A 17589-nucleotide genomic window follows, 5' to 3' on the forward strand; every position below is an offset into this window, starting at 1 on the left:
TCGGACGGGCCGCCACCGCACCTGTCGGACGGGCCGCCATCACACCTAGACGGCCTTCTCCCGGGGCTGTCCGGCGGGCTCCTCGCCGCCGCCCGTCTTCGGCGCGACGGGTTCGACGGCCGAACCCCCCTTGACCGGCAGGTGGTTGAAGACCAGGTTCAGCGCGATCGCCGTCACACAGCCCGCGCTGATCCCGCTGTTCATCACCGTCTGGAACCAGTCGGGGAACTTCGCGTAGACCGTCGGGACACCCACCGGCAGCATGCCCATCGCGACCGAGACCGCCACCACCGTCAGATTGTGGTTGCCCTTGAAGTCGACCTCGGCCAGGGTGCGCAGGCCACTCGCCGCGACCGTCCCGAACATCACCAGACCCGCGCCGCCGAGCACCGGTGCCGGGATCGCCGCCACGACCGCGCCCAGCTTGGGCAGCAGCCCGAGCAGCACGAGGATGCCGCCCGCGGCGGCGACCACCCAGCGGCTGCGCACCCGGGTCATGCCGACCAGCCCGACGTTCTGCGCGTACGCCGTGTAGGGGAAGGTGTTGAAGACGCCGCCCAGGACGGTGGAGAGGCCGTCGGCGCGCAGTCCGTCCGACAGTGAGCGCGGCTCGACCTTGCGGCCGGTCATCTCGCCGACCGCGATCAGGTCACCGGTCGTCTCGGTCATCGTCACCAGCGCCACGACCAGCATCGAGATGATCGCCGAGGCCTCGAACGTGGGCGCGCCGAAGTGGAAGGGCGTACTGACCCCGATCCAGTCGGCGTCGCCGACCCCGCCGAAGTCCGTGAAACCGAACGGCACCGCCACCGCGAGCCCCACCGCGATGCCGGCGAGCACCGCGATCCGGCTCAGGAACTCCGGTGCGAAGCGCTGCACGCCGAGCACCACCGCCAGGACGAACGCGGCGAGCGCCAGGTTCTTCGGCTCCCCGAAGTCCGCCGAACCCGCGCCGCCCGCGGCCCAGTTGCCCGCGACCGGCAGCAGCGAGAGACCGATGATCAGGATCACCGTGCCGGTGGCCAGCGGCGGGAAGAAGCGCAACAGCCGTCCGAACACGGGCGCCAGCAGCACGATCGCGAGGCCGGCCACGATCACCGAGCCGTAGATCGCGGGCAGTCCGCCGCCCGTCGTCCCGATCAGGACCATCGGCGAGACGGCGGCGAACGTACAGCCCTGCATGATCGGCAGGCGCACGCCGAAGCGCCAGAAGCCGACGCACTGGATCAGCGTGGCGATCCCGCACACCAGCAGATCGGCGGTGATCAGATACGCCAGGTCGGCGGCCGACAGCCGCATCGCGCCGCCCACGATCAGCGGCACGGCGACCGCGCCCGCGTACATCGCGAGCACGTGCTGAAGGCCGAAGGCGGCCAACTGCCGTATGGGAGGCACCTCGTCGACGGGATGAACGGGCGTGGGCATGGGTGCGGGCGTGGCCATGGGCGCTCCAGAGCGGCGGAGGAGGGGGAGGGAAGGGCCGAGAGAAGACCAGGAGGCAGGAGAGGGGGCGAGATCCGGACAGCACGAGACCGTACGACGCTTACACAGATTGTTGATTTCGCCGGTGTTGCCGATGTGTGTCCCGCTCAGCGGCCCGTCGCCGCCCGCAGGGCCGCCCAGTCCGGCAGCTTCACCACGCCCCGCCCCAGGGAGGCCCCGAGCGCCGCCTCGGCCCGCTCGATCGCCAGCCACCCGTCCCATCCCACCGGTTCGGCCCCGGCGTCCCGCAGCAGCGGCAGCGCGTCCCCGGGCGCCGGTGTGCCGGCGAGGGCGGGCGCGTCCTCGAGGAGGGAGGCCACCGTCTCCTTCGCGCACGGCCGGTTGGTGCCGATGACACCGGTCGGGCCGCGCTTGATCCAGCCGGCCACGTACTCGCCCGGCGCGACCGTGTCCCCGCGCAGCACCCGGCCGGCGCGATGCGGCACCGTGCCCCGCCCGGCGTCGAACGGCAGCCCCTCCAGCGGCACCCCGCGATAGCCCACCGACCGCAGCACCAACTGCGCCTCGACGTCCTCGAAGCGGCCGGTGCCCGTCACCCCGCCGTGCCCGTCCGGCGCGGTCCGCTCGAAGCGCACCGCGCCCACCCGGCCGCCGTCCGCGAGCAGTTCGACCGGTCGCAGGAAGAACCGCAGCCGGATCCGCCGTCGTGCGTCCCGGGCCGGCAGGGCCGTCCAGCCGCGCAGTGCCTCGACGTTGCGGCGCTGTGCCGCCGGCAGCCCGGACGGGTCGCCGTACGCCGGATCCAGCGCCAGCTCCGCCGCGTCCACGAGGACCTCGGTGTCCGGCAGTCCGCCCAGTTCCCGCAGCTCCTTGGTGGTGAAGCGGGCCTGGGAGGGGCCGCGCCGCCCCACCATGTGGATCTCGGTCACCCCGCTCGCGGCCAGCGCGGCCAGCGCCGCCTCGGGCATGTCCGTGGGGCTCAGCTCGGCCTCGCCGCGGGCCAGGATCCGCGCGACGTCCACGGCGACGTTCCCCACGCCGACCACGACGGCCGAGCGGGCGCCCCGCACGAAGCCGCCGGCCCCGGCGTCCGGGTGGGCGCTGTACCAGGACACGAACTCCGTCGCCGACCAGCTGCCCGGCAGCTCCTCGCCGGGGATGCCGAGGTGCCGGTCGGCGGACGCGCCCACGCAGTACACGACCGCGTGGTACAGCTCGCGCAGCCGGGCGACGGGCACCCCGCCCGCGCCGACCGGTACCCCGCCGAGGAAGCGCACCCGCTCGTGCTCCAGCACCGTCCGCAGGTTTCCCTGGAGCGACTTGATCTTCTCGTGGTCCGGGGCGACGCCGTACCGCACCAGGCCGTACGGGCACGGCAGCCGGTCCAGGACGTCGACGAGCACCTCGGGATCCTGCTGGACGAGGCACTGGGCGGTGTAGACCCCGCTCGGCCCGGATCCGACGACGGCGACACGCAGCACGGCGGTACCCCTTCCCCCACGGGACGGAGGAGCTCGCTGGTATCTCCAGCATCGCACCGCCGGTGCTCCGCTGACAGGGTGCCGTGCCCACGAGACCCGTGCGGGTCCGCCCGTACGGAAAGTGATCACGTGGTCACTTCAGGGCCGGGGCGAGGCCGGGCCGGGCTACAGCATCCCGCGCATCCGGGTGATCTCGCTCGTCTGCTGGGCCACCACGTCGTCCGCCATCTCCTCGATCAGCAGGTTGTTGCCCTGTGCCTTGACGTCCGTGGCCATGGTGATCGCCCCCTCGTGATGGGTGATCATCAGCTTCAGGAAGAGGTCGTCGAACGCCTTGCCGTCCGCCGCGCGCAGCTTCGTCAGCTGGGCCTCGGTGGCCATGCCGGGCATCGCGGTGTGCGTGTGCGTCCCGGCGGTCTCCGGCTTGCCGTGCGTCTTCAGCCAGCCCCGCATCGCCTCGATCTCCGGTCCCTGCGCGGCGGATATGCGCAGGGCCAGACGTTTCACGTCCCCCGACCGGGCGTGGTCCGGCACGAGTTCGGTCATCTCCAGGGCCTGAGCGTGGTGCTCGATCATCATGCGCGCGTACGACACGTCGGCCGCGTTGGGGGTGTCGTCCTCGGCGCGCTGAGCGGCCGCGTCCTCGGCGGACAGGGTCCTGTTCGCCTCACCCGGCCCGCCCGGCGCGATCACCGAAGGCCCGCCCGCCGCACCCGACTTGGTCTCCGTGTCCGAGTCGCAGGCGGCGAGGGCCAGCACGAGCAGCGCGGCCGCGGTGACGAGCGATGCGCGGCGGTTGAGCACAACGACCTCCAGGGGCAAGGGGGTTGGGGAACGGGACCGTCCACTCGGGAATCTTTGCCCTACTGATCAAAAACATTCATGACGAATGCGTTGCCAACCATTGATCTGTGCATGATGAAGACGATACTTCGGAGCACCGTGAACCGTTCCCGAGTGAACGGCAACTAGGGAGGACGCAGTGACCCTGTTGAACGATCCCCGAACGCGGCGCAGACGGTTGGGCGTCGTGGCCGCCTGTACCGGACTCCTGGCCGCGCTGCTCACCGCGGTCCCGGCGGCCGCGACCCCCGACCCGGGGGACGGTCCCGCCGCGGAGCAAGGAATCTCCCGCAGCGCGCAGGCCGACGCGGCCGAGGCGATAGCCGACGGCGAGATACCCGGACAGGACGAGATCGTCCACTCCGACAACATCCAGCACCTCGTGAACATCCCCAAGGACGCGCTGGCGGGCACCAACTCGGACCTGGCGTTCCAGGGCAAGTACGCCTTCGCCGGCAACTACGACGGCTTCCGCATTTTCGACATCAGCGACCCGAAGGCGCCGAAGACCGTCTCCCAGGTCCTCTGCCCCGGCTCGCAGAACGACATCTCCGTCTCCGGCGACCTGCTCTTCCTGTCCACCGACTCCTCGCGCAGCGACAGCAGTTGCAACAGCACCACGCAGCCCGCGACCGAGAAGTCCTCGTGGGAGGGCATGAAGGTCTTCGACATCAGCGACAAGGCGAACCCGAAGTACGTCGCCGCCGTCGAGACCGCCTGCGGCTCGCACACCCACACCCTGGTGCCCGAGCGCAGGAACGTCTACCTGTACGTCTCCTCGTACTCGCCCAGCGCCACCTACCCCGACTGCCAGCCCCCGCACGACGGCATCTCCGTCATCAAGGTGCCCCGCAAGGCGCCCGAGGAGGCGGCGGTCGTGAACTTCCCCGTCCTCTTCCCGGGCGAGGGCCCCGACGGCGGCGGCAACCCCGGCTCGCCCACCAACCCGGGCGTGTCCAAGACCACCGGCTGCCACGACATCACCGTGCTGCCGGACAAGGACCTCGCGGCCGGTGCCTGCATGGGCGACGGCATCCTGTTCTCCATCAAGGACCCGGAGAACCCGAAGGTCATCGACCGGGTGCAGGACAACGTGAACTTCGCGTTCTGGCACTCGGCGACCTTCAACCAGAAGGCGAACAAGGTCGTCTTCACCGACGAGCTGGGCGGCGGCGGCGCGGCCACGTGCAACGCGGAGATCGGCCCCAACCGCGGCGCCGACGGCATCTACGACATCGTCGGCAAGGGTGACAAGCGCAAGCTCGTCTTCCGCAGCTACTACAAGATCCCCCGCCACCAGGCGGCCACCGAGAACTGCGTGGCCCACAACGGCTCGCTGATCCCCGTCAAGGGCAAGGACCTCATGGTCCAGGCCTGGTACCAGGGCGGCGTCTCGGTCTGGGACTTCACCGACTCCTCGAACCCGAAGGAGATCGCGTACTTCGAGCGCGGTCCGATCTCCACCACCGGCCTGGTCACGGGCGGTGCCTGGTCGGCGTACTACTACAACGGCTACATCTACTCGAACGACATCGCCAAGGGCTTCGACGTGCTGAAGCTCAGCGACCGGCGCACGGATCCGGCGAAGCGGGTCCACCTGCGTGAGCTGAACGTCCAGACCCAGCCGGACTACTTCGACTGATCCCCGGCCGGCGGACCGCCCGACTCCGGCCGGTCCGCCGGCTCCGGCCCGTTCGTCGACTCCGCCGGGCCCGGCGACCCGGGTTCCGGTGGCGTCATGGGATCGGTCGGCTCGGCCGGCCCCGGAGCGGCGGCCGGCCCCGGCGCGTCCGTCGCGAAGAAGCGCGACAGGTCCGTGTCACACCTCCCGCCGGGCGCCTCGGCGTCCGGCGGGACCCCCAGCTCCCAAGCCAGCCCGTAGCGCTCGAACAGCTCCGCCCTGATCGCGGCGGCCGGCATGCCCACGTTGGGCAGTACGACCGCGTAGACGGCGCCCATCAGCTCCGCGCGCAGCATCGGGTAGTCGGCGTCCACGTCCCGCGAACCGTGCCGGGCCAGCGTGTCCCGCAGCAGTTCGGCCAGCCGCTGCTGCTCCGGGCAGCGCACGAACCCCTCGGCCTGGAGCAGCCCCGCCATGTGCTGGCGCATCAGGACCGTACGGTTCTCGGCCAGCCCCAGGATCGCGTCGATGGCCCGTGCCATCCGCTCCCGGCCGTCCTCGGTGCGCGGCTCCCGCTCCAGCGCCTCCTCCAGCGTTCGGTGCATCAGCCGGTGCACGGCCGACTGCACCAGCTGGCGCTTGCCGGGGAAGTAGTACGACACCAGTCCGCGGGCCGTGCCCGCGCGGTCCGCGATGTCGCCGAGCGTCGTCGCCTCGTAGCCGTGCTCGCTCACCGACTCGACCGCCGCCTGAAGCAGCCGCTCCCGGGAACGCCGTCGCAATTCTTCATTGACCGAGGCGCTGCGCGGGCACATCCTGTAACTCCTGCGTTGACTGGCTGCCAGCCAACTATACTCAACGCATCCCGGACGGCTCCGTCATGGAGCGGGCCGGGCTGCCGCCTGCTCTGGGCGACGCGGGGGATCGCCCAGAGCGGGCGTGCTTTCCCCCTGATGGTGGCCTTGGGCTACCGACCAGGACCTGTCCCGGGCCGTTCCATGACGGAGCCGGGAGCGCGCGTCCGTCACCCGCGCGGACCCCGCGGAGCCAGGTTCCAGACGAGCGGCAGTTCCTCGTCGCAGAACACACAGACGAAGACCCCCTCACGCACCACATTGCGCTCGCCGCACCGCTCGCAGCGCCGGAACACCAGCGCGTGGGTGAAGCCGTCGGGGCGGCCGACGCCCACCCGGTCCAGGGCGGCGGCCACGGCGGGCCAGCAATCGGGATCGGGGCAGTAGCCGGTGGACTGGTTGCTGACCTCCCGGACCTCCCAGCCGTGCGGCCCGTGCCCCCACGCGATCTCGCCCGCGGCGAGGACGTCACCGCCGCCCGCGCACGCCACGTGCTCACTGCGGCGGGGCGCCAGCCGCAGCAGTCCGTCCGGCCCGACGACGTAGGTGTACGGCTCACCGTCCCGTGTCGCGTACGCGTCCAGGTCGGCGACGGTACGGATCACCCGGCCGCCGGCGCCGGGAGTCACCGCCCGCCGGATGTCCTCCGGCCCCACATAGCCGTATCGCCGCCCCGGCATGCTCATGGGTGCCGGCGGAGATGGACGGCGATCGCCAGGCCGACCAGGGCGGCGCCCAGGAGCCAGCCCCCGAGCACGTCCGAGGTCCAGTGCACGCCCAGCCAGATCCGGGTCAGGCCGACGCCCACCACGGAGACCACGGCCACCGCCACCGCCGTACGCCACACCGCGGGTCCGACGCCATGGCGGTGGAGCAGCCACAGCAGGAGGCCGCACATCACCGTGGCGGTCAGGGCGTGGCCGGAGGGGTATGCCGCGTAGTGGGCGGAGTCGACCGGGTCGGGCCAGGCCGGGCGCGCACGGCCGACCGCGGCCTTGAGGCCCTGCTGGACGAGCGTGCCGACCGCCGACGTGACCGCCAGCCATGCGGCCGTCCACCAGTCCGCGTACCGCCACACCAGCCACACGGCCACCGCGGCCCCCAGCAGACGCATGGTCAATGGATCCCAGACCCAGTCCGTGAGGATGCGGCACAGCTGGGTGACGTCCGGGTCGGCGACCGCCCAGCGGTGCGTGGTGCGCGCGATGTCGTCGTCGGCCGAGAGCAGGGGGTGCCAGTCCGCCGCCACCAGCACCAGGAGCACCAGCGAGCCCACGCCCAGGAGCAGGGAGAGACGGAGAGCCGTGCGCAGGGCCGGAGGGCGGGGCGGGGAGTCGACGGACGGGTTGTGCATACTGCGATCCTCGCCGACCCATGGGGTGGGAGGCCAACCTGGGGCCCCTGATCCGGCCGCCGCGGACACTCAGCCCAGCGCCCGCAGCCCCGGCACCAGCGTCACCAGCACCGGGATCACCGGCACCACGGAGGCCGTCGCCGTCAGCCGCAGCCGACGGGCCGCCGACAGCCGGTCCGGCGGTGTGAGCAGCCGCTTCACCCGTTGCGGGACATGGGCCAGCGGGGTGGGGGAGGGGCCGAAGACACCTCGGTCCTCGTTGAGTTCGACCAGCGCCAGCGCGGTGGTGAGGCGCCCGAAGCGACGGGAGGCCATGTCGTCGGCGGCCAGCTCGACCAGCCGGTGCATCTCGTCCCGGAACGCGGCGAACACCGGGATCTGCGGGAACCCGGTGGCCAGCGCGGACGAGGAGTGCAGCAGCCAGTCGTGCCGTGCCTGCGCGTGCCCCTGCTCGTGCGCGAGCACGGCGTCCAGCTGACGCCCCTTCAGCCGCTGCAACGCGGCCGTGGTGACGACCAGTCGGGGCGCAGCGCCCGGCAGCCACCAGGCGTCGGGCCGCTCGCCCTCCAGCACCACGAGCCCCCCGGTCGTCGCCTCCTCGCCGGGCAGCAGCGGCGCGCGCAGCCGCAGCACGGTCCGCCGCGACCGGCTCCGGTTCCTGGCCCGTACGATCTCGCGGACCAGCATCGCCCCGCTCCACAGCCCGCCGCACGCCAGCGCCACCGCGGTCGCCGCCGCCCAGGGGCCGGTCGAACCCAGCGCGTAGGCCTCCACGACCGCGCGCGGGGCCGGTGCGAAGACATGGCCGCGCACCGCCTGCCAGGCGTCGGCCGCGCTGAGCGTCATCGACAGGGCGCAGCACAGCAGGACCGCGGCCACCACGCACTGCCACGCCCACAGCGCGACCACCGGTTCGCGGTCCGGCCAGTCCGCCCGTGCGATGAGCCGGGGCGCGGCCACGGCGGTCAGGGCGGCGAGCAGCATCAGGACCGCGGGGACCATCATGGGCAGCACCCTATGAGCGGCGCGCCGCTCAGGGGTACGCGTTGTCACGGCAAGTGACGCAGACCACGGCCGAAGGGTGCCGACTGCCGTTGTCCGGCGGGTACTTGAGCATCGAATGAGCCACTTGGCCGATCACATGGTCAACAGCATCGCCAGCATCCCGATCCCCATCGACAGCCGGCACGCCCGCGCCAGCTCGGGCCGGTCGCTCCAGGCGACGGCGGTCCCGCCCGCCCCCGCCGCCACCGGCAGCAGCCGGGCTCCGGCCACCAGGACGTACCCGGTGAAGTAGAGCAGCAGCGCGCCCGTCAGCAGGGGGACGCCGGGGTCGGCGTGCCCGTGCGCGTGGGCCGGGGAGCCGGCCATCACCGCCGCCATGTAGACCATGGCCGTGGCGCCGACGAGATGGTGCAGATGGTGCGTGCTCGCGCGGGAGGCCCACAGGGCCCGCAGCGCGGCCGCGCCGAACACCGTCGCGTAGGCCGGCCAGGTCCACGCGGGCGGGGTGAACACCGCCGCGGGCACGGCCATCACGGCCATGCCGAAGCCCATCAGCGCCTCGCCGCCCGCGGCCCGGCGCTGTTCCTCGACGTTGCTGCGCATCCGCAGCAGACAGTAGGCGCCGGTCGCCGCACACAGCGCGACCAGCAGCCAGCCGGGCGAAGCCGGTCCGTGCACGCGCACCTCCCCGCTCGACGTCGCGTCGAGGGATGCGATGCCCACGGCATGCGGCGCGCACGCGAGCGCAAGGGTGTACACGGGGAGCATGCGGCGGAGCACGGTGGTATTTATTTCACGAGTAAAACACATGCTAAATTGATACGTATGCCCGGACCCCGTCTTCCGCTCGCCGGCGTGCTGCGCCTCAACCGCCCCTCCGACATCTGGTTCAAGCCCGCCCTGAGCGTGGTCGCCGCCGTCGCCCCGCCGAACCTGCTCCTGCTGGCCCTCGGCCGGCTGGACCTGGCGATGTACACGATGGCCGGGTCCCTGTGCGCCCTGTACGCCCACAACCGCCCCTACGCGGCCCGCGCCGGTGTCCTGGCGCGGGTCGTGCTGGGCATGACCGCCGGACTGGCGGTCGCCCTGGTGGCGGCCTCGCTCACCTCGAACGCCGTCGTCCTGGTCACCGTCGGGGCCCTTCTGGCGGCCGTGCAGAAGGCGCTCTGCGACGCGACCCGGCTCGGCCCGCCCGCCAACGTGGTCCTCACCTTCATCACCTCCGCCTCGCTGTTCGTGCCGCAGACCCTCGGGCAGGTCCCCGGCCATCTGGCGCTCGCCCTCGCCGCCGGCGCCTGGGCCTGGATCGTCGGCATGGCGCCGGGTCTGGCACGCCCGCACGGGCCCGAGCGCCGCGCCACCGCCCACGCGCTGACCCTGGCGGCCGGATACGCCGAGCAGGCCGGGGCGCGCACGGCGCACGGGCCCCGGGCCCGGGCCGCCGCGGCGGCCGGGGTGTACGCGGCCTGGCAGACGCTGCTGTCGGTCCGCGGCGACGGCACGCGCCTCGCCCTGGAACGGCTCGTCGTCCGCGCCGAGGCGGCCCTCGCCACCCCCGCCGACGCCGACCCGGCACGGCTGCGCGCCTGGGCCCGCGACCTGCGCGGCACGGGACCGCTCCCGCGCCCCGACGGCCGTGCGGACGGCGGCCGTGCGGACCGGCACCGCGTGGGCGGCGACCGCCCGGACAACGACGAACTCCTCGGCGCCGAGGCCGACCGGGCCGCCGGACAGCCCCCGTTGTGGCACCGGCTCGGCCCCCTCGCCCCCGTCGCCGTACGCACCGCCCTCGGCTGCGCCCTCGCCGGATACGCCTCCCTCGCGCTCGGTGTCGGCCGCCCGTACTGGGCCGTGGTCACCGCCGCGTCCCTCTACCAGGCGAACGTCACCCTCACCTGGAACCGTGCGGTCCAGCGGGTCGTCGGGAACCTCGCGGGCGTCCTCGCCTTCGCCGCGCTGGTCCCGCTCGCCCATGTCCACCCGGCGGCGCTCGTGCTCGTCTGCCTCGCGCTGAACTTCGGCGCCGAGGCGCTCATCAGCCGCAACTACTGGCTCGGCAGCGTCTGTGTGACCCCGATGGCGCTCCTCGTCACCGAGTTCGCCCAGTACCAGGACTCGGGCCGGCTGATCACCGAACGGGTCGCGGACACCCTCGTGGGTGCCGCGGTCGGCTTCGTCGCGGCGGTCGCCGTGACCAACCGCCGCGCCGGCGACCGTCTCGGACACGCACTCACGGCCGTCGAGGGCGCCCGCGACCGCGCCGCGCATCTGCTGACGGAGCCGCGCCCCGCCCCCGCCGCCCTGGAGTCCGCCCGCCGGGGCCTCGCCGCCGCCCTGGTCGACCTGCGCACCACCGCCGACGCCGCCTCCGGCGAGTGGTGGCAGCGTGCCCTCCCCGAGGAGCGGGTCGTCACGGCCGAGCGGTCCGCACACCGTACGCTCGCGGCGACGGTACGGCGCCAGGGACTCCACCCGGCCCGCAACACCCACGCGCGAGCGGAGGACGTACGGCGATGACGGCGACGCAGGGACGCCCGGCGGCCGGAGACGAGACGGGCGGGGGCACCGCCGCCGGCGCGGGGGAGCCACGGGAGCGGCCCGAGGCCGGTGACACCCCGTCCGCACCGCCCCCGGCCACCGCCGCCCCCGGCCGGCACGCCCTGCCCGAAGCCCCCGCACGCACGGACACGGTCGCCGGTGTCGTCCGGCAGTGGCGGGCCGTCCGGCCCGATCTGGACACCGGTCCGATGGAGATCATCGGGCGGGTCAACCGGTGTGCCGCCCTCCTTCAGCAGGCCGAGGACGCGCCGCTGCGGCGGGCCGGGCTGAGCCGGCCGGAGTTCGACCTGCTCGGCGCGCTCCGGCGGACCGGCCACGAACTGACCCCCGGTGACCTGGCCCGCGAGACCTTCTCCTCCGGGGCCGCCGTCACCAAACGGGTCAAGCAGCTCACCGAACGCGGCCTGGTGGAACGCCGCGGCGACACCCGGGACCGCCGTGTCGCCCACCTGCGGCTCACGGACGCCGGCCGGGAGCTGGTCGACGGCATCCTGCCCGAGCAGCTCGCCTACGAGAGCGCCGTGCTCTCCGCCCTGGACGCCGGCCGACAGGACGAACTGGCCGACCTGCTGGGGGAGTTGCTGAGCCGGCTGGAAGGGCGCATGCGGACGCTGCGGCCCTGACCGGCCGGTGCGCGGCCGTTGACGCCGAGCGGTGGTCCTCTCTACGTTCGAGCGGGTCGCGATCCGATCCATCGACCGCCGCTCGACATGTCGAACAACGTGGAGGACAGGCGTATGGAAGCCGTGCCCGCCCCCGAGACCACTGTGCCCGCCCCCGAGAGCACCCCCGACACCCTCACCGTCGACCTCGGCACGGAGACGGGCCCCTTCCACGGCGGCGCCGCCGGCACGCTCTACGGCCTCTACGGCGACGGCGTCCCCAGCCGCAACCTCGTCGAGGGCATGGCCGTCCGCACCGTCTCGACCAAGGCCCAGGACGGCGTCCAGCACCCCGGCGCCGACGCCCTGGAGATCCTGCCGTCGTTCGTCGCCGCGGGCGGCCGGGACGTGTACGTCTACGTGCCCGACAGCTACCGCGGCTTCCCCTACGTATGGCCGGGCGCCGACGGCGCGGCACGGCTCGCCGACCTGAAGGAACGGGTCCGCACCCAGGTCGCGTACGCGGCGACGCTCGGCACCCTGCGCTCCCACCTCGTGTACGTGCCGTTCAACGAGCCCGAGGACAACATGTTCGGCACCGGGGAGTGGAGCCACGACGGCGTCTCCTGGCGCACCGCGCCCGGCCCCTACTTCACCGCCTGGCGGGACGTGTACCGCCTGATCAAGGATCTCGACCCCGGCGCCCGCGTCGCCGGCCCGAACACCTGCCTCCTGTGGCCGGAGGTCAGGGACTTCCTGGAGTTCGCCCGGGACCACGACGTCCTGCCCGACGTCGTCACCTGGCACGAGCTGTCCTCACCGGCCGAGATCCGCACGAACGTGGCCCGGTACCGGGAGATGGAACGCGCGCTGGGCATCGGCCCGCTGCCGGTCAACATCAACGAGTACGCGCACAGCCACCACCTCTCCGTCCCCGGCCGGATGATCCAGTGGGTCTCCGCCGTCGAGGACTGCAAGGTCGACGCCGACATGGCCTACTGGAACATCGCCGGCAACCTCAACGACTCGACGGTGGAGGCCCGGTACGGCAACGGCCAGTGGTGGCTGTTCAACGCCTACGGCCGGCTCACGGGCGACACCGTCCGGGTCACCGCCCCGCACCCCGACGTCCCGTACACCCTCCAGGGCGTCGCCACCCTCGACCGGGACAAGCGGCAGGCCAGGGTGCTGTTCGGCGGCTCGGGCGGTGCCGCGCGGATCGTCGTCGCCCACGCCGGACTCCTGGGCGCGACCGTACGGGCCCGCCTGGAGGAGTTCCCGTGGACCGGCCAACTCGGGCCCAGCGCGCAGCCGTTGCGGCTGCTCGACACCGAACTCCCGGTCGTGGACGGCACGGTGACCCTGCCGGTCGACGCCCTCGACGAGATGTCCGCCTATCAGCTCACGCTCCGGCCCGGCGGCCCCGACACCCCCCTCCTGCCACCCTCCGTCCTCTGGCGGCGCACCTACAGGGCCGAGGACGCCACCCCCACCGGCAGCGGACACCAATTGCACGGCCCCGAGGAATCCCCTTCGGGAGTCGGCAGGTTCGCGACCTCCGGCGGCCACCACGTGGGCGGCCTGCGCACCGGCTCCGACCTGGTCCTCTCCTTCGACGTCGACGTCCCCTCGGACGGCACCTACGACCTCTCCGTCTACGCCAACTCCCACAACGAGGCCGATCTGGTACGGGAGTTCGGGCCCACCAACGTCTTCCTCCGCGTCGACGGGGACCGCCCCCGGGAACTGCTGCTGCCCCTCGGCCACCAGTGGGCCGTCTGGGGCCGCACCGACACCCGCGTCGGCCTCACCGCCGGACGCCACACCCTCACCCTGGCCGCCCGGGACCCCGAACTCGGCACCACCCGGGGCGATGCCGTCGTCGACCGGCTCGACCTGGCCCTGTACCCCGAGGCCGACGCGGTCTACGACGCCGAACACGCCGTCCTCGGCGCGGGCGCCCGCATCGACCGAGGGGCGGTCGTGCTGCCACCGGGCGGCACCGTCACCTTCTGGGTGCACGCGGCCGCCGCCGGCGAGGCGAGTGTGACCGTCGGCCGGCTCGGCCACGGCGAGGGGAAGCTGACCGTCAACAACGAGGACGCCGGTGACCTCCGGGCGGGCGCCGTGGCGCTCTTCCTCCCCGGCGGGGTCAACAAGCTGACGGTCACCGGGACTTCGGAGCGGCTGGTCGTGGACCGGCTGCGCGTCGGCCCCTCGCGGGGACGGCTGCCGACCGCCACCTTCCCCGCGGAGGAAGGCGTCCTGACGGGCACGGCACGCGTCACCGGCGCCCACCCGTACGCCACCGGCGGCAAGGCCGTCGACGGAATCGGCGCCGGAACGGCGAACGCGCTCACCCTCACCGTGACCGCCGTACGCGCCGGCCGTCATGCCCTCACCATCCGCTACTCCAACGGCGAGCAGGCGCCCGCCACGCACTACAACCCCGACCCCGTCTGCCGCCACGCCGACCTCTCCGTCAACGGCGGCGCCCCGCGGCGCGTGCTGTTCCCCACCACGTTCCACTTCAACAACTTCGCCGAGCTGTCCGTCCCCGTCACCCTGAGCCGGGGCACCAACACGCTCACCTTCACCGCCGACCTCCTGCCGGACTTCGACGGTGTCACCCGCAACCCGCACGGTCAGCGCTCCGCGTACGCCCCCGTGCTGGACCGGGTGACCGTGACCCCGCTCCTCTGACGGCCGGCGCTCACCCCTCGTCGCCCGCCCGGTACACACCGAACACCGCGCCCTGCGGATCGCGCAGCACCGCGATCCGCGGGCCCTGGGGCACCGAGGCCGGCTCCATGAGCATGCTTCCCCCCGCCTCCACCGCCGTCCGCGCGGAGGCGTCGACATCGGCCACCGCGAAGTAGGGCAGCCAGTGCGGCGGCACCTCCGGCGGGAACTTCTCGTCCATCCTGATCATGCCGCCGAAGTCCGCGCCGCCGACGCCCCACTGGATGTAGTTCTCCGAGGAGTGGACGGTCCAGCCGAACACCGTCGTGTAGAAGGTCTCCGCCCGGTCGGGATCACGGGTCAGCAGCTCCACCCAGCCCAGCGAGCCCGGCGCGTTGAACAGCCCCGCGCCGGGGAACACGCCCGCCTGCCACAGCTGGAACGCGGCACCGCCCGGATCGAGGGCGACCACGAAACGGCCCACGTCGAACACGTCCATCGGCCCCACCAGCACCGTGCCGCCGGCCTCGGCCACCAGCCGGGCGCTGACATCGGCGTCCGACACCGCGAACGACACGCTCCAGGCGCAGGGCTGCGCCTCCTGGTACAGGGGGGTCAGCGCGGCGACGGCCGCCTCGCCGAGGTGCGCGACCGTGTAGCCGCCGGCCTCCTGCCGCGGATCCTGCTCCGGACGCCAGCCGAACAGCTCGCTGTAGAACCGCTTCGCCGCCTCCAGATCACCGGTCCCCAGCTCCGCCCAGCAGGGCCCGCCGGGCACGGGCGCGTCGAGCTTCATGGCGTTCCTTCCGGTCTTCCGGTCCGCTCTCCCGAGAGGGAACCCCCTTCAGCACGCTATGCCCCGACCCGCCCTCCGGCATCCGCTGGCCGCACCCACACCAACCCCGAGAGGAACGGCCCCCGGCGACCCACCTGACCTGCGGCCCCGGACCACCGGGGGAGCGTCCGGCGCAGCGCTGACCGGCTGGTGGGACGGGTACGGCGCACGGCTCCCGATCGCCGGGACGGGCACCTGGCGGTACGGCTCCGACGGTGCGTCTATGGGGTGTGGGTGTGGGTGTGCGTGCGGGTGCGGGTGCGGGTGTCGCCGACGCCGGGGCGTGGGCTCGCGGGGGCTGCCGGCCTCCGAAGCCGGGGCACGAGCCCCGCCGGGGCCCACCGGCCGCCGTAGGCCAGGCGCGCATGCGCCTAAGCCCCCTCCACTCTCCCCGCGACCCGGCGTCTCAGATCCCCGGCCGGTACCGGATCGGATGGTCCGCCGGTACCTCCACCAGCACGATCGGTGTCCCGTCCGGGTCCTCGATCCACATCTCGACCAGCCCCCACGGCTCCTTCACCGGCGGCCGCACGATTCCGACCCCCCGCGCCCGCAGCTCCTCGTGGGCCGCCGTCACGTCCGCGACCTGGAGCCACAGCCGTACGGCGGGGTCCGGCGGGGTCGGCGACCGGCCCGAGACCTCCAGGAAGCCGCCGCCGAGGAAGTAGACGACCCCGCGCTCCGGCCCCGTACCGAACTCGCGGTAGACGGCCAGGCCCAGCTGCTCGCCGTAGAAGCGTCGGGAACGCTCCGGGTCGGCCGGGCGGAGGAGGGTCCTGCTGCTCAGTACGTGCACCATGCACCCGGAGCCTAGGCCTCTCTTTCGGATCTTGCCGCCCGCCGGATCCGAGAGAATGGCCCGACCGGCAGGAGCGTTACGCTCGTCCCTGCCCGAGCCGCGCCCGAGATCGGAGATCCCCTCCATGGACACCGCCGCCACCGCCGCCACCGGACTCACCTTCCGGGACGCCACCGACGCCGATGTGGACGTGCTGGTCGCGCTCGTGGAGTCGGCGTACCGCGGGGACGCCAGCCGGGCCGGCTGGACCACCGAGGCGGACATCCTTGAGGGGCAGCGGACCGACCCCGAGGGAGTGCGGGACGTCGTCCGGTCGCCCGACAGCCGGCTGCTGGTCGTCGAGCAGGACGGCCGGACCGTCGCCTGCTGCCAGCTCGAACACCGCGGCGACCACGCCTACTTCGGCATGTTCGCGGTCAGCCCGGTCCTCCAGGGCGCCGGCCTCGGCAAGACCGTCATCGCGGAGGCCGAGCGGCAGGCCCGCGCGGCCTGGGGCGTCGCCGAGATGCACATGACGGTGATCTCCGTGCGCGACGACCTCATCGCCTGGTACGAGCGCCGCGGCTACCGCCGTACGGGCCGGATGACCCCTTTCCCGTACGGCGACGAGCGGTTCGGCATCCCGCAGCGCACCGACCTCCAGTTCGAGCTGCTGGTCAAGCCGCTGGACTGAGCGCGGTCAGCCCGCGGCGCGGGCCGTGCGGCCCAGTTCGGGATAGTCGGTGGTGGCGCCGTCCAGCTCCAGGGCGTGGACGAGTCGCAGCTGGTCCGCGGTGTTCACCACCCAGCCGATGATCCTGAGGTCCCGCTTCCGGGCCTCCTCGACGATCTCCAGGGTGAGCCGCCGCAGGTTCAGGCACACGGTCGCGGCACCGGCGTCCACGGCGCGGTCGACGATGTCGAGGCCGTAGCGGCTGCCGATCAGCGCGGTGCGCACGCCCGGCACCAGCCGGGCCGTCTCGGCGACCGCCGCGTCGTGGAACGAGGACACCTCGACCCGCTCCGCGAGGTCCCGCTCGCGCAGCACCTCGGCGAGCGCCCGCGCCGCCTGCACGTCCTTGATCTCGGCCTGGAGCGGCAGCGTCACGGCGTCCAGGACCTCCTCGAAGACCGGCACCCGCTCGCCGCGGCCCGCGTCCAGTGCGCGCAGTTCCTCGAGCGTGAGATCCGAGATGGAACCGCTCCCATCGGTCGTCCGATCCACGTCGTGATCGTGCATGACCACCAGTGCGCCGTCTCTGCTCAGGTGCAGATCGAGTTCGATCGCATCGAGGCCTGCCTGCTCGGCCGCCACGAAGGAACGCAGGGTGTTCTCGGGCTCGACGCCCATGACTCCACGGTGACCGATGGTGAGGAAGTTCAAGACGGGACTCGCTTCCGTCGGGACGTCGGGGGCTGGAGAAGCTCGCAGCCTAACCGCCCGTGCCGGTCATGGACACGTGTGGCCCGCCGTTCCGCGGGAAGCCGCTAGCGGAAGCGCTCGCTCCTGCGATGTCCAACGGGAAAAAGTG

General features: G+C 73.0%; 16 protein-coding genes. 5 read left to right on the forward strand and 11 right to left on the reverse strand.

The features are described 5' to 3' along the window. Nucleotides 1-45: 45 nt before the first annotated feature. The 3 genes from IE275_RS16890 to IE275_RS16900 form a co-directional block, all read right to left on the reverse strand. Nucleotides 46-1443 (reverse strand): nucleobase:cation symporter-2 family protein, encoded by a 1398-nt coding sequence (locus IE275_RS16890; protein ID WP_189712130.1) that lies wholly within the window; start codon nucleotides 1441-1443, stop codon nucleotides 46-48. A 146-nt stretch (nucleotides 1444-1589) separates the two neighbouring features. After that, a complete protein-coding gene (locus tag IE275_RS16895) occupies nucleotides 1590-2924 on the reverse strand; it encodes an FAD-dependent oxidoreductase (RefSeq protein WP_189712131.1) in 1335 nt (444 codons plus the stop codon). 165 nt (nucleotides 2925-3089) lie between these two features. Beyond that, entirely contained in the window at nucleotides 3090-3728 is a 639-nt protein-coding gene (locus IE275_RS16900; RefSeq protein ID WP_189712132.1) for a DUF305 domain-containing protein, read from the reverse strand. A gap of 178 nt (nucleotides 3729-3906) precedes the next feature. On the opposite strand from IE275_RS16900, the gene IE275_RS16905 reads away from it, so the two are divergent. Further along, nucleotides 3907-5409: an LVIVD repeat-containing protein gene (locus tag IE275_RS16905; protein WP_189712133.1), complete on the forward strand. Its 1503-nt coding sequence runs from the start codon at nucleotides 3907-3909 to the stop codon at nucleotides 5407-5409. On the opposite strand, the gene IE275_RS16910 is transcribed toward IE275_RS16905, so the two are convergent. From IE275_RS16910 to IE275_RS16930, 5 genes are all read right to left on the reverse strand, one after another. Next, nucleotides 5397-6203: a TetR/AcrR family transcriptional regulator gene (locus IE275_RS16910; protein WP_189712134.1), complete on the reverse strand. Its 807-nt coding sequence runs from the start codon at nucleotides 6201-6203 to the stop codon at nucleotides 5397-5399. The two genes, IE275_RS16905 and IE275_RS16910, sit on opposite strands and share 13 nt — an antisense overlap. 209 nt (nucleotides 6204-6412) lie before the next feature. Continuing rightward, a complete protein-coding gene (locus tag IE275_RS16915; RefSeq protein WP_189712135.1) occupies nucleotides 6413-6928 on the reverse strand; it encodes a hypothetical protein in 516 nt (171 codons plus the stop codon). After that, nucleotides 6925-7596: a phosphatase PAP2 family protein gene (locus tag IE275_RS16920; RefSeq protein WP_189712136.1), complete on the reverse strand. Its 672-nt coding sequence runs from the start codon at nucleotides 7594-7596 to the stop codon at nucleotides 6925-6927. Before IE275_RS16920 ends, IE275_RS16915 begins: the two co-directional genes overlap by 4 nt. Before the next feature lie 69 nt (nucleotides 7597-7665). After that, nucleotides 7666-8601, reverse strand: a complete 936-nt coding sequence (locus tag IE275_RS16925) for a M56 family metallopeptidase (RefSeq protein ID WP_189712137.1) — start codon at nucleotides 8599-8601, stop codon at nucleotides 7666-7668. 132 nt (nucleotides 8602-8733) lie between these two features. Continuing rightward, nucleotides 8734-9279, reverse strand: coding sequence for a DUF5134 domain-containing protein (locus IE275_RS16930; protein ID WP_189712138.1), 546 nt, complete (start codon nucleotides 9277-9279; stop codon nucleotides 8734-8736). 147 nt (nucleotides 9280-9426) lie between these two features. Between IE275_RS16930 and IE275_RS16935 the strand changes: the two genes are divergently transcribed. The 3 genes from IE275_RS16935 to IE275_RS16945 all read left to right on the forward strand — a co-directional run bounded on the left by IE275_RS16935 (nucleotide 9427) and on the right by IE275_RS16945 (nucleotide 14465). Beyond that, on the forward strand, nucleotides 9427-11118 hold the full coding sequence (locus IE275_RS16935; RefSeq protein WP_189712139.1) for an FUSC family protein: 1692 nt from the start codon (nucleotides 9427-9429) through the stop codon (nucleotides 11116-11118). Continuing rightward, nucleotides 11115-11783, forward strand: coding sequence for a MarR family winged helix-turn-helix transcriptional regulator (locus IE275_RS16940; protein ID WP_189712140.1), 669 nt, complete (start codon nucleotides 11115-11117; stop codon nucleotides 11781-11783). Before IE275_RS16935 ends, IE275_RS16940 begins: the two co-directional genes overlap by 4 nt. A 114-nt stretch (nucleotides 11784-11897) precedes the next feature. Further along, nucleotides 11898-14465, forward strand: coding sequence for a carbohydrate-binding protein (locus IE275_RS16945; RefSeq protein WP_189712141.1), 2568 nt, complete (start codon nucleotides 11898-11900; stop codon nucleotides 14463-14465). Nucleotides 14466-14475: 10 nt separating this feature from the next. On the opposite strand, the gene IE275_RS16950 is transcribed toward IE275_RS16945, so the two are convergent. Continuing rightward, nucleotides 14476-15240: a VOC family protein gene (locus tag IE275_RS16950; protein WP_189712142.1), complete on the reverse strand. Its 765-nt coding sequence runs from the start codon at nucleotides 15238-15240 to the stop codon at nucleotides 14476-14478. 445 nt (nucleotides 15241-15685) lie between these two features. After that, a complete protein-coding gene (locus tag IE275_RS16955; protein ID WP_189712143.1) occupies nucleotides 15686-16078 on the reverse strand; it encodes a VOC family protein in 393 nt (130 codons plus the stop codon). A gap of 124 nt (nucleotides 16079-16202) precedes the next feature. Between IE275_RS16955 and IE275_RS16960 the strand changes: the two genes are divergently transcribed. After that, on the forward strand, nucleotides 16203-16751 hold the full coding sequence (locus IE275_RS16960) for a GNAT family N-acetyltransferase (protein ID WP_189712144.1): 549 nt from the start codon (nucleotides 16203-16205) through the stop codon (nucleotides 16749-16751). A 6-nt stretch (nucleotides 16752-16757) separates the two neighbouring features. Here IE275_RS16960 and IE275_RS16965 read toward each other — a convergent pair whose 3' ends face one another. After that, nucleotides 16758-17441: a glycerophosphodiester phosphodiesterase gene (locus tag IE275_RS16965; protein WP_189712145.1), complete on the reverse strand. Its 684-nt coding sequence runs from the start codon at nucleotides 17439-17441 to the stop codon at nucleotides 16758-16760. Nucleotides 17442-17589: the final 148 nt, after the last annotated feature.

Origin of the sequence: Streptomyces phaeofaciens, from assembly GCF_014648915.1 — a bacterium.
Lineage (GTDB): Bacteria > Actinomycetota > Actinomycetes > Streptomycetales > Streptomycetaceae > Streptomyces > Streptomyces phaeofaciens.

Excerpts from the sequence above, each read along its gene's own strand:
- IE275_RS16910 (WP_189712134.1), bottom strand. The coding sequence starts at position 6,203 with ATGTGCCCGCGCAGCGCCTCGGTCAATGAAGAATTGCGACGGCGTTCC.
- IE275_RS16960 (WP_189712144.1), top strand. The coding sequence starts at position 16,203 with ATGGACACCGCCGCCACCGCCGCCACCGGACTCACCTTCCGGGACGCC.
- IE275_RS16955 (WP_189712143.1), bottom strand. The coding sequence starts at position 16,078 with ATGGTGCACGTACTGAGCAGCAGGACCCTCCTCCGCCCGGCCGACCCG.
- IE275_RS16940 (WP_189712140.1), top strand. The coding sequence starts at position 11,115 with ATGACGGCGACGCAGGGACGCCCGGCGGCCGGAGACGAGACGGGCGGG.
- IE275_RS16945 (WP_189712141.1), top strand. The coding sequence starts at position 11,898 with ATGGAAGCCGTGCCCGCCCCCGAGACCACTGTGCCCGCCCCCGAGAGC.
- IE275_RS16935 (WP_189712139.1), top strand. The coding sequence starts at position 9,427 with ATGCCCGGACCCCGTCTTCCGCTCGCCGGCGTGCTGCGCCTCAACCGC.
- IE275_RS16950 (WP_189712142.1), bottom strand. The coding sequence starts at position 15,240 with ATGAAGCTCGACGCGCCCGTGCCCGGCGGGCCCTGCTGGGCGGAGCTG.
- IE275_RS16925 (WP_189712137.1), bottom strand. The coding sequence starts at position 8,601 with ATGATGGTCCCCGCGGTCCTGATGCTGCTCGCCGCCCTGACCGCCGTG.
- IE275_RS16920 (WP_189712136.1), bottom strand. The coding sequence starts at position 7,596 with ATGCACAACCCGTCCGTCGACTCCCCGCCCCGCCCTCCGGCCCTGCGC.
- IE275_RS16890 (WP_189712130.1), bottom strand. The coding sequence starts at position 1,443 with ATGGCCACGCCCGCACCCATGCCCACGCCCGTTCATCCCGTCGACGAG.
- IE275_RS16915 (WP_189712135.1), bottom strand. The coding sequence starts at position 6,928 with ATGAGCATGCCGGGGCGGCGATACGGCTATGTGGGGCCGGAGGACATC.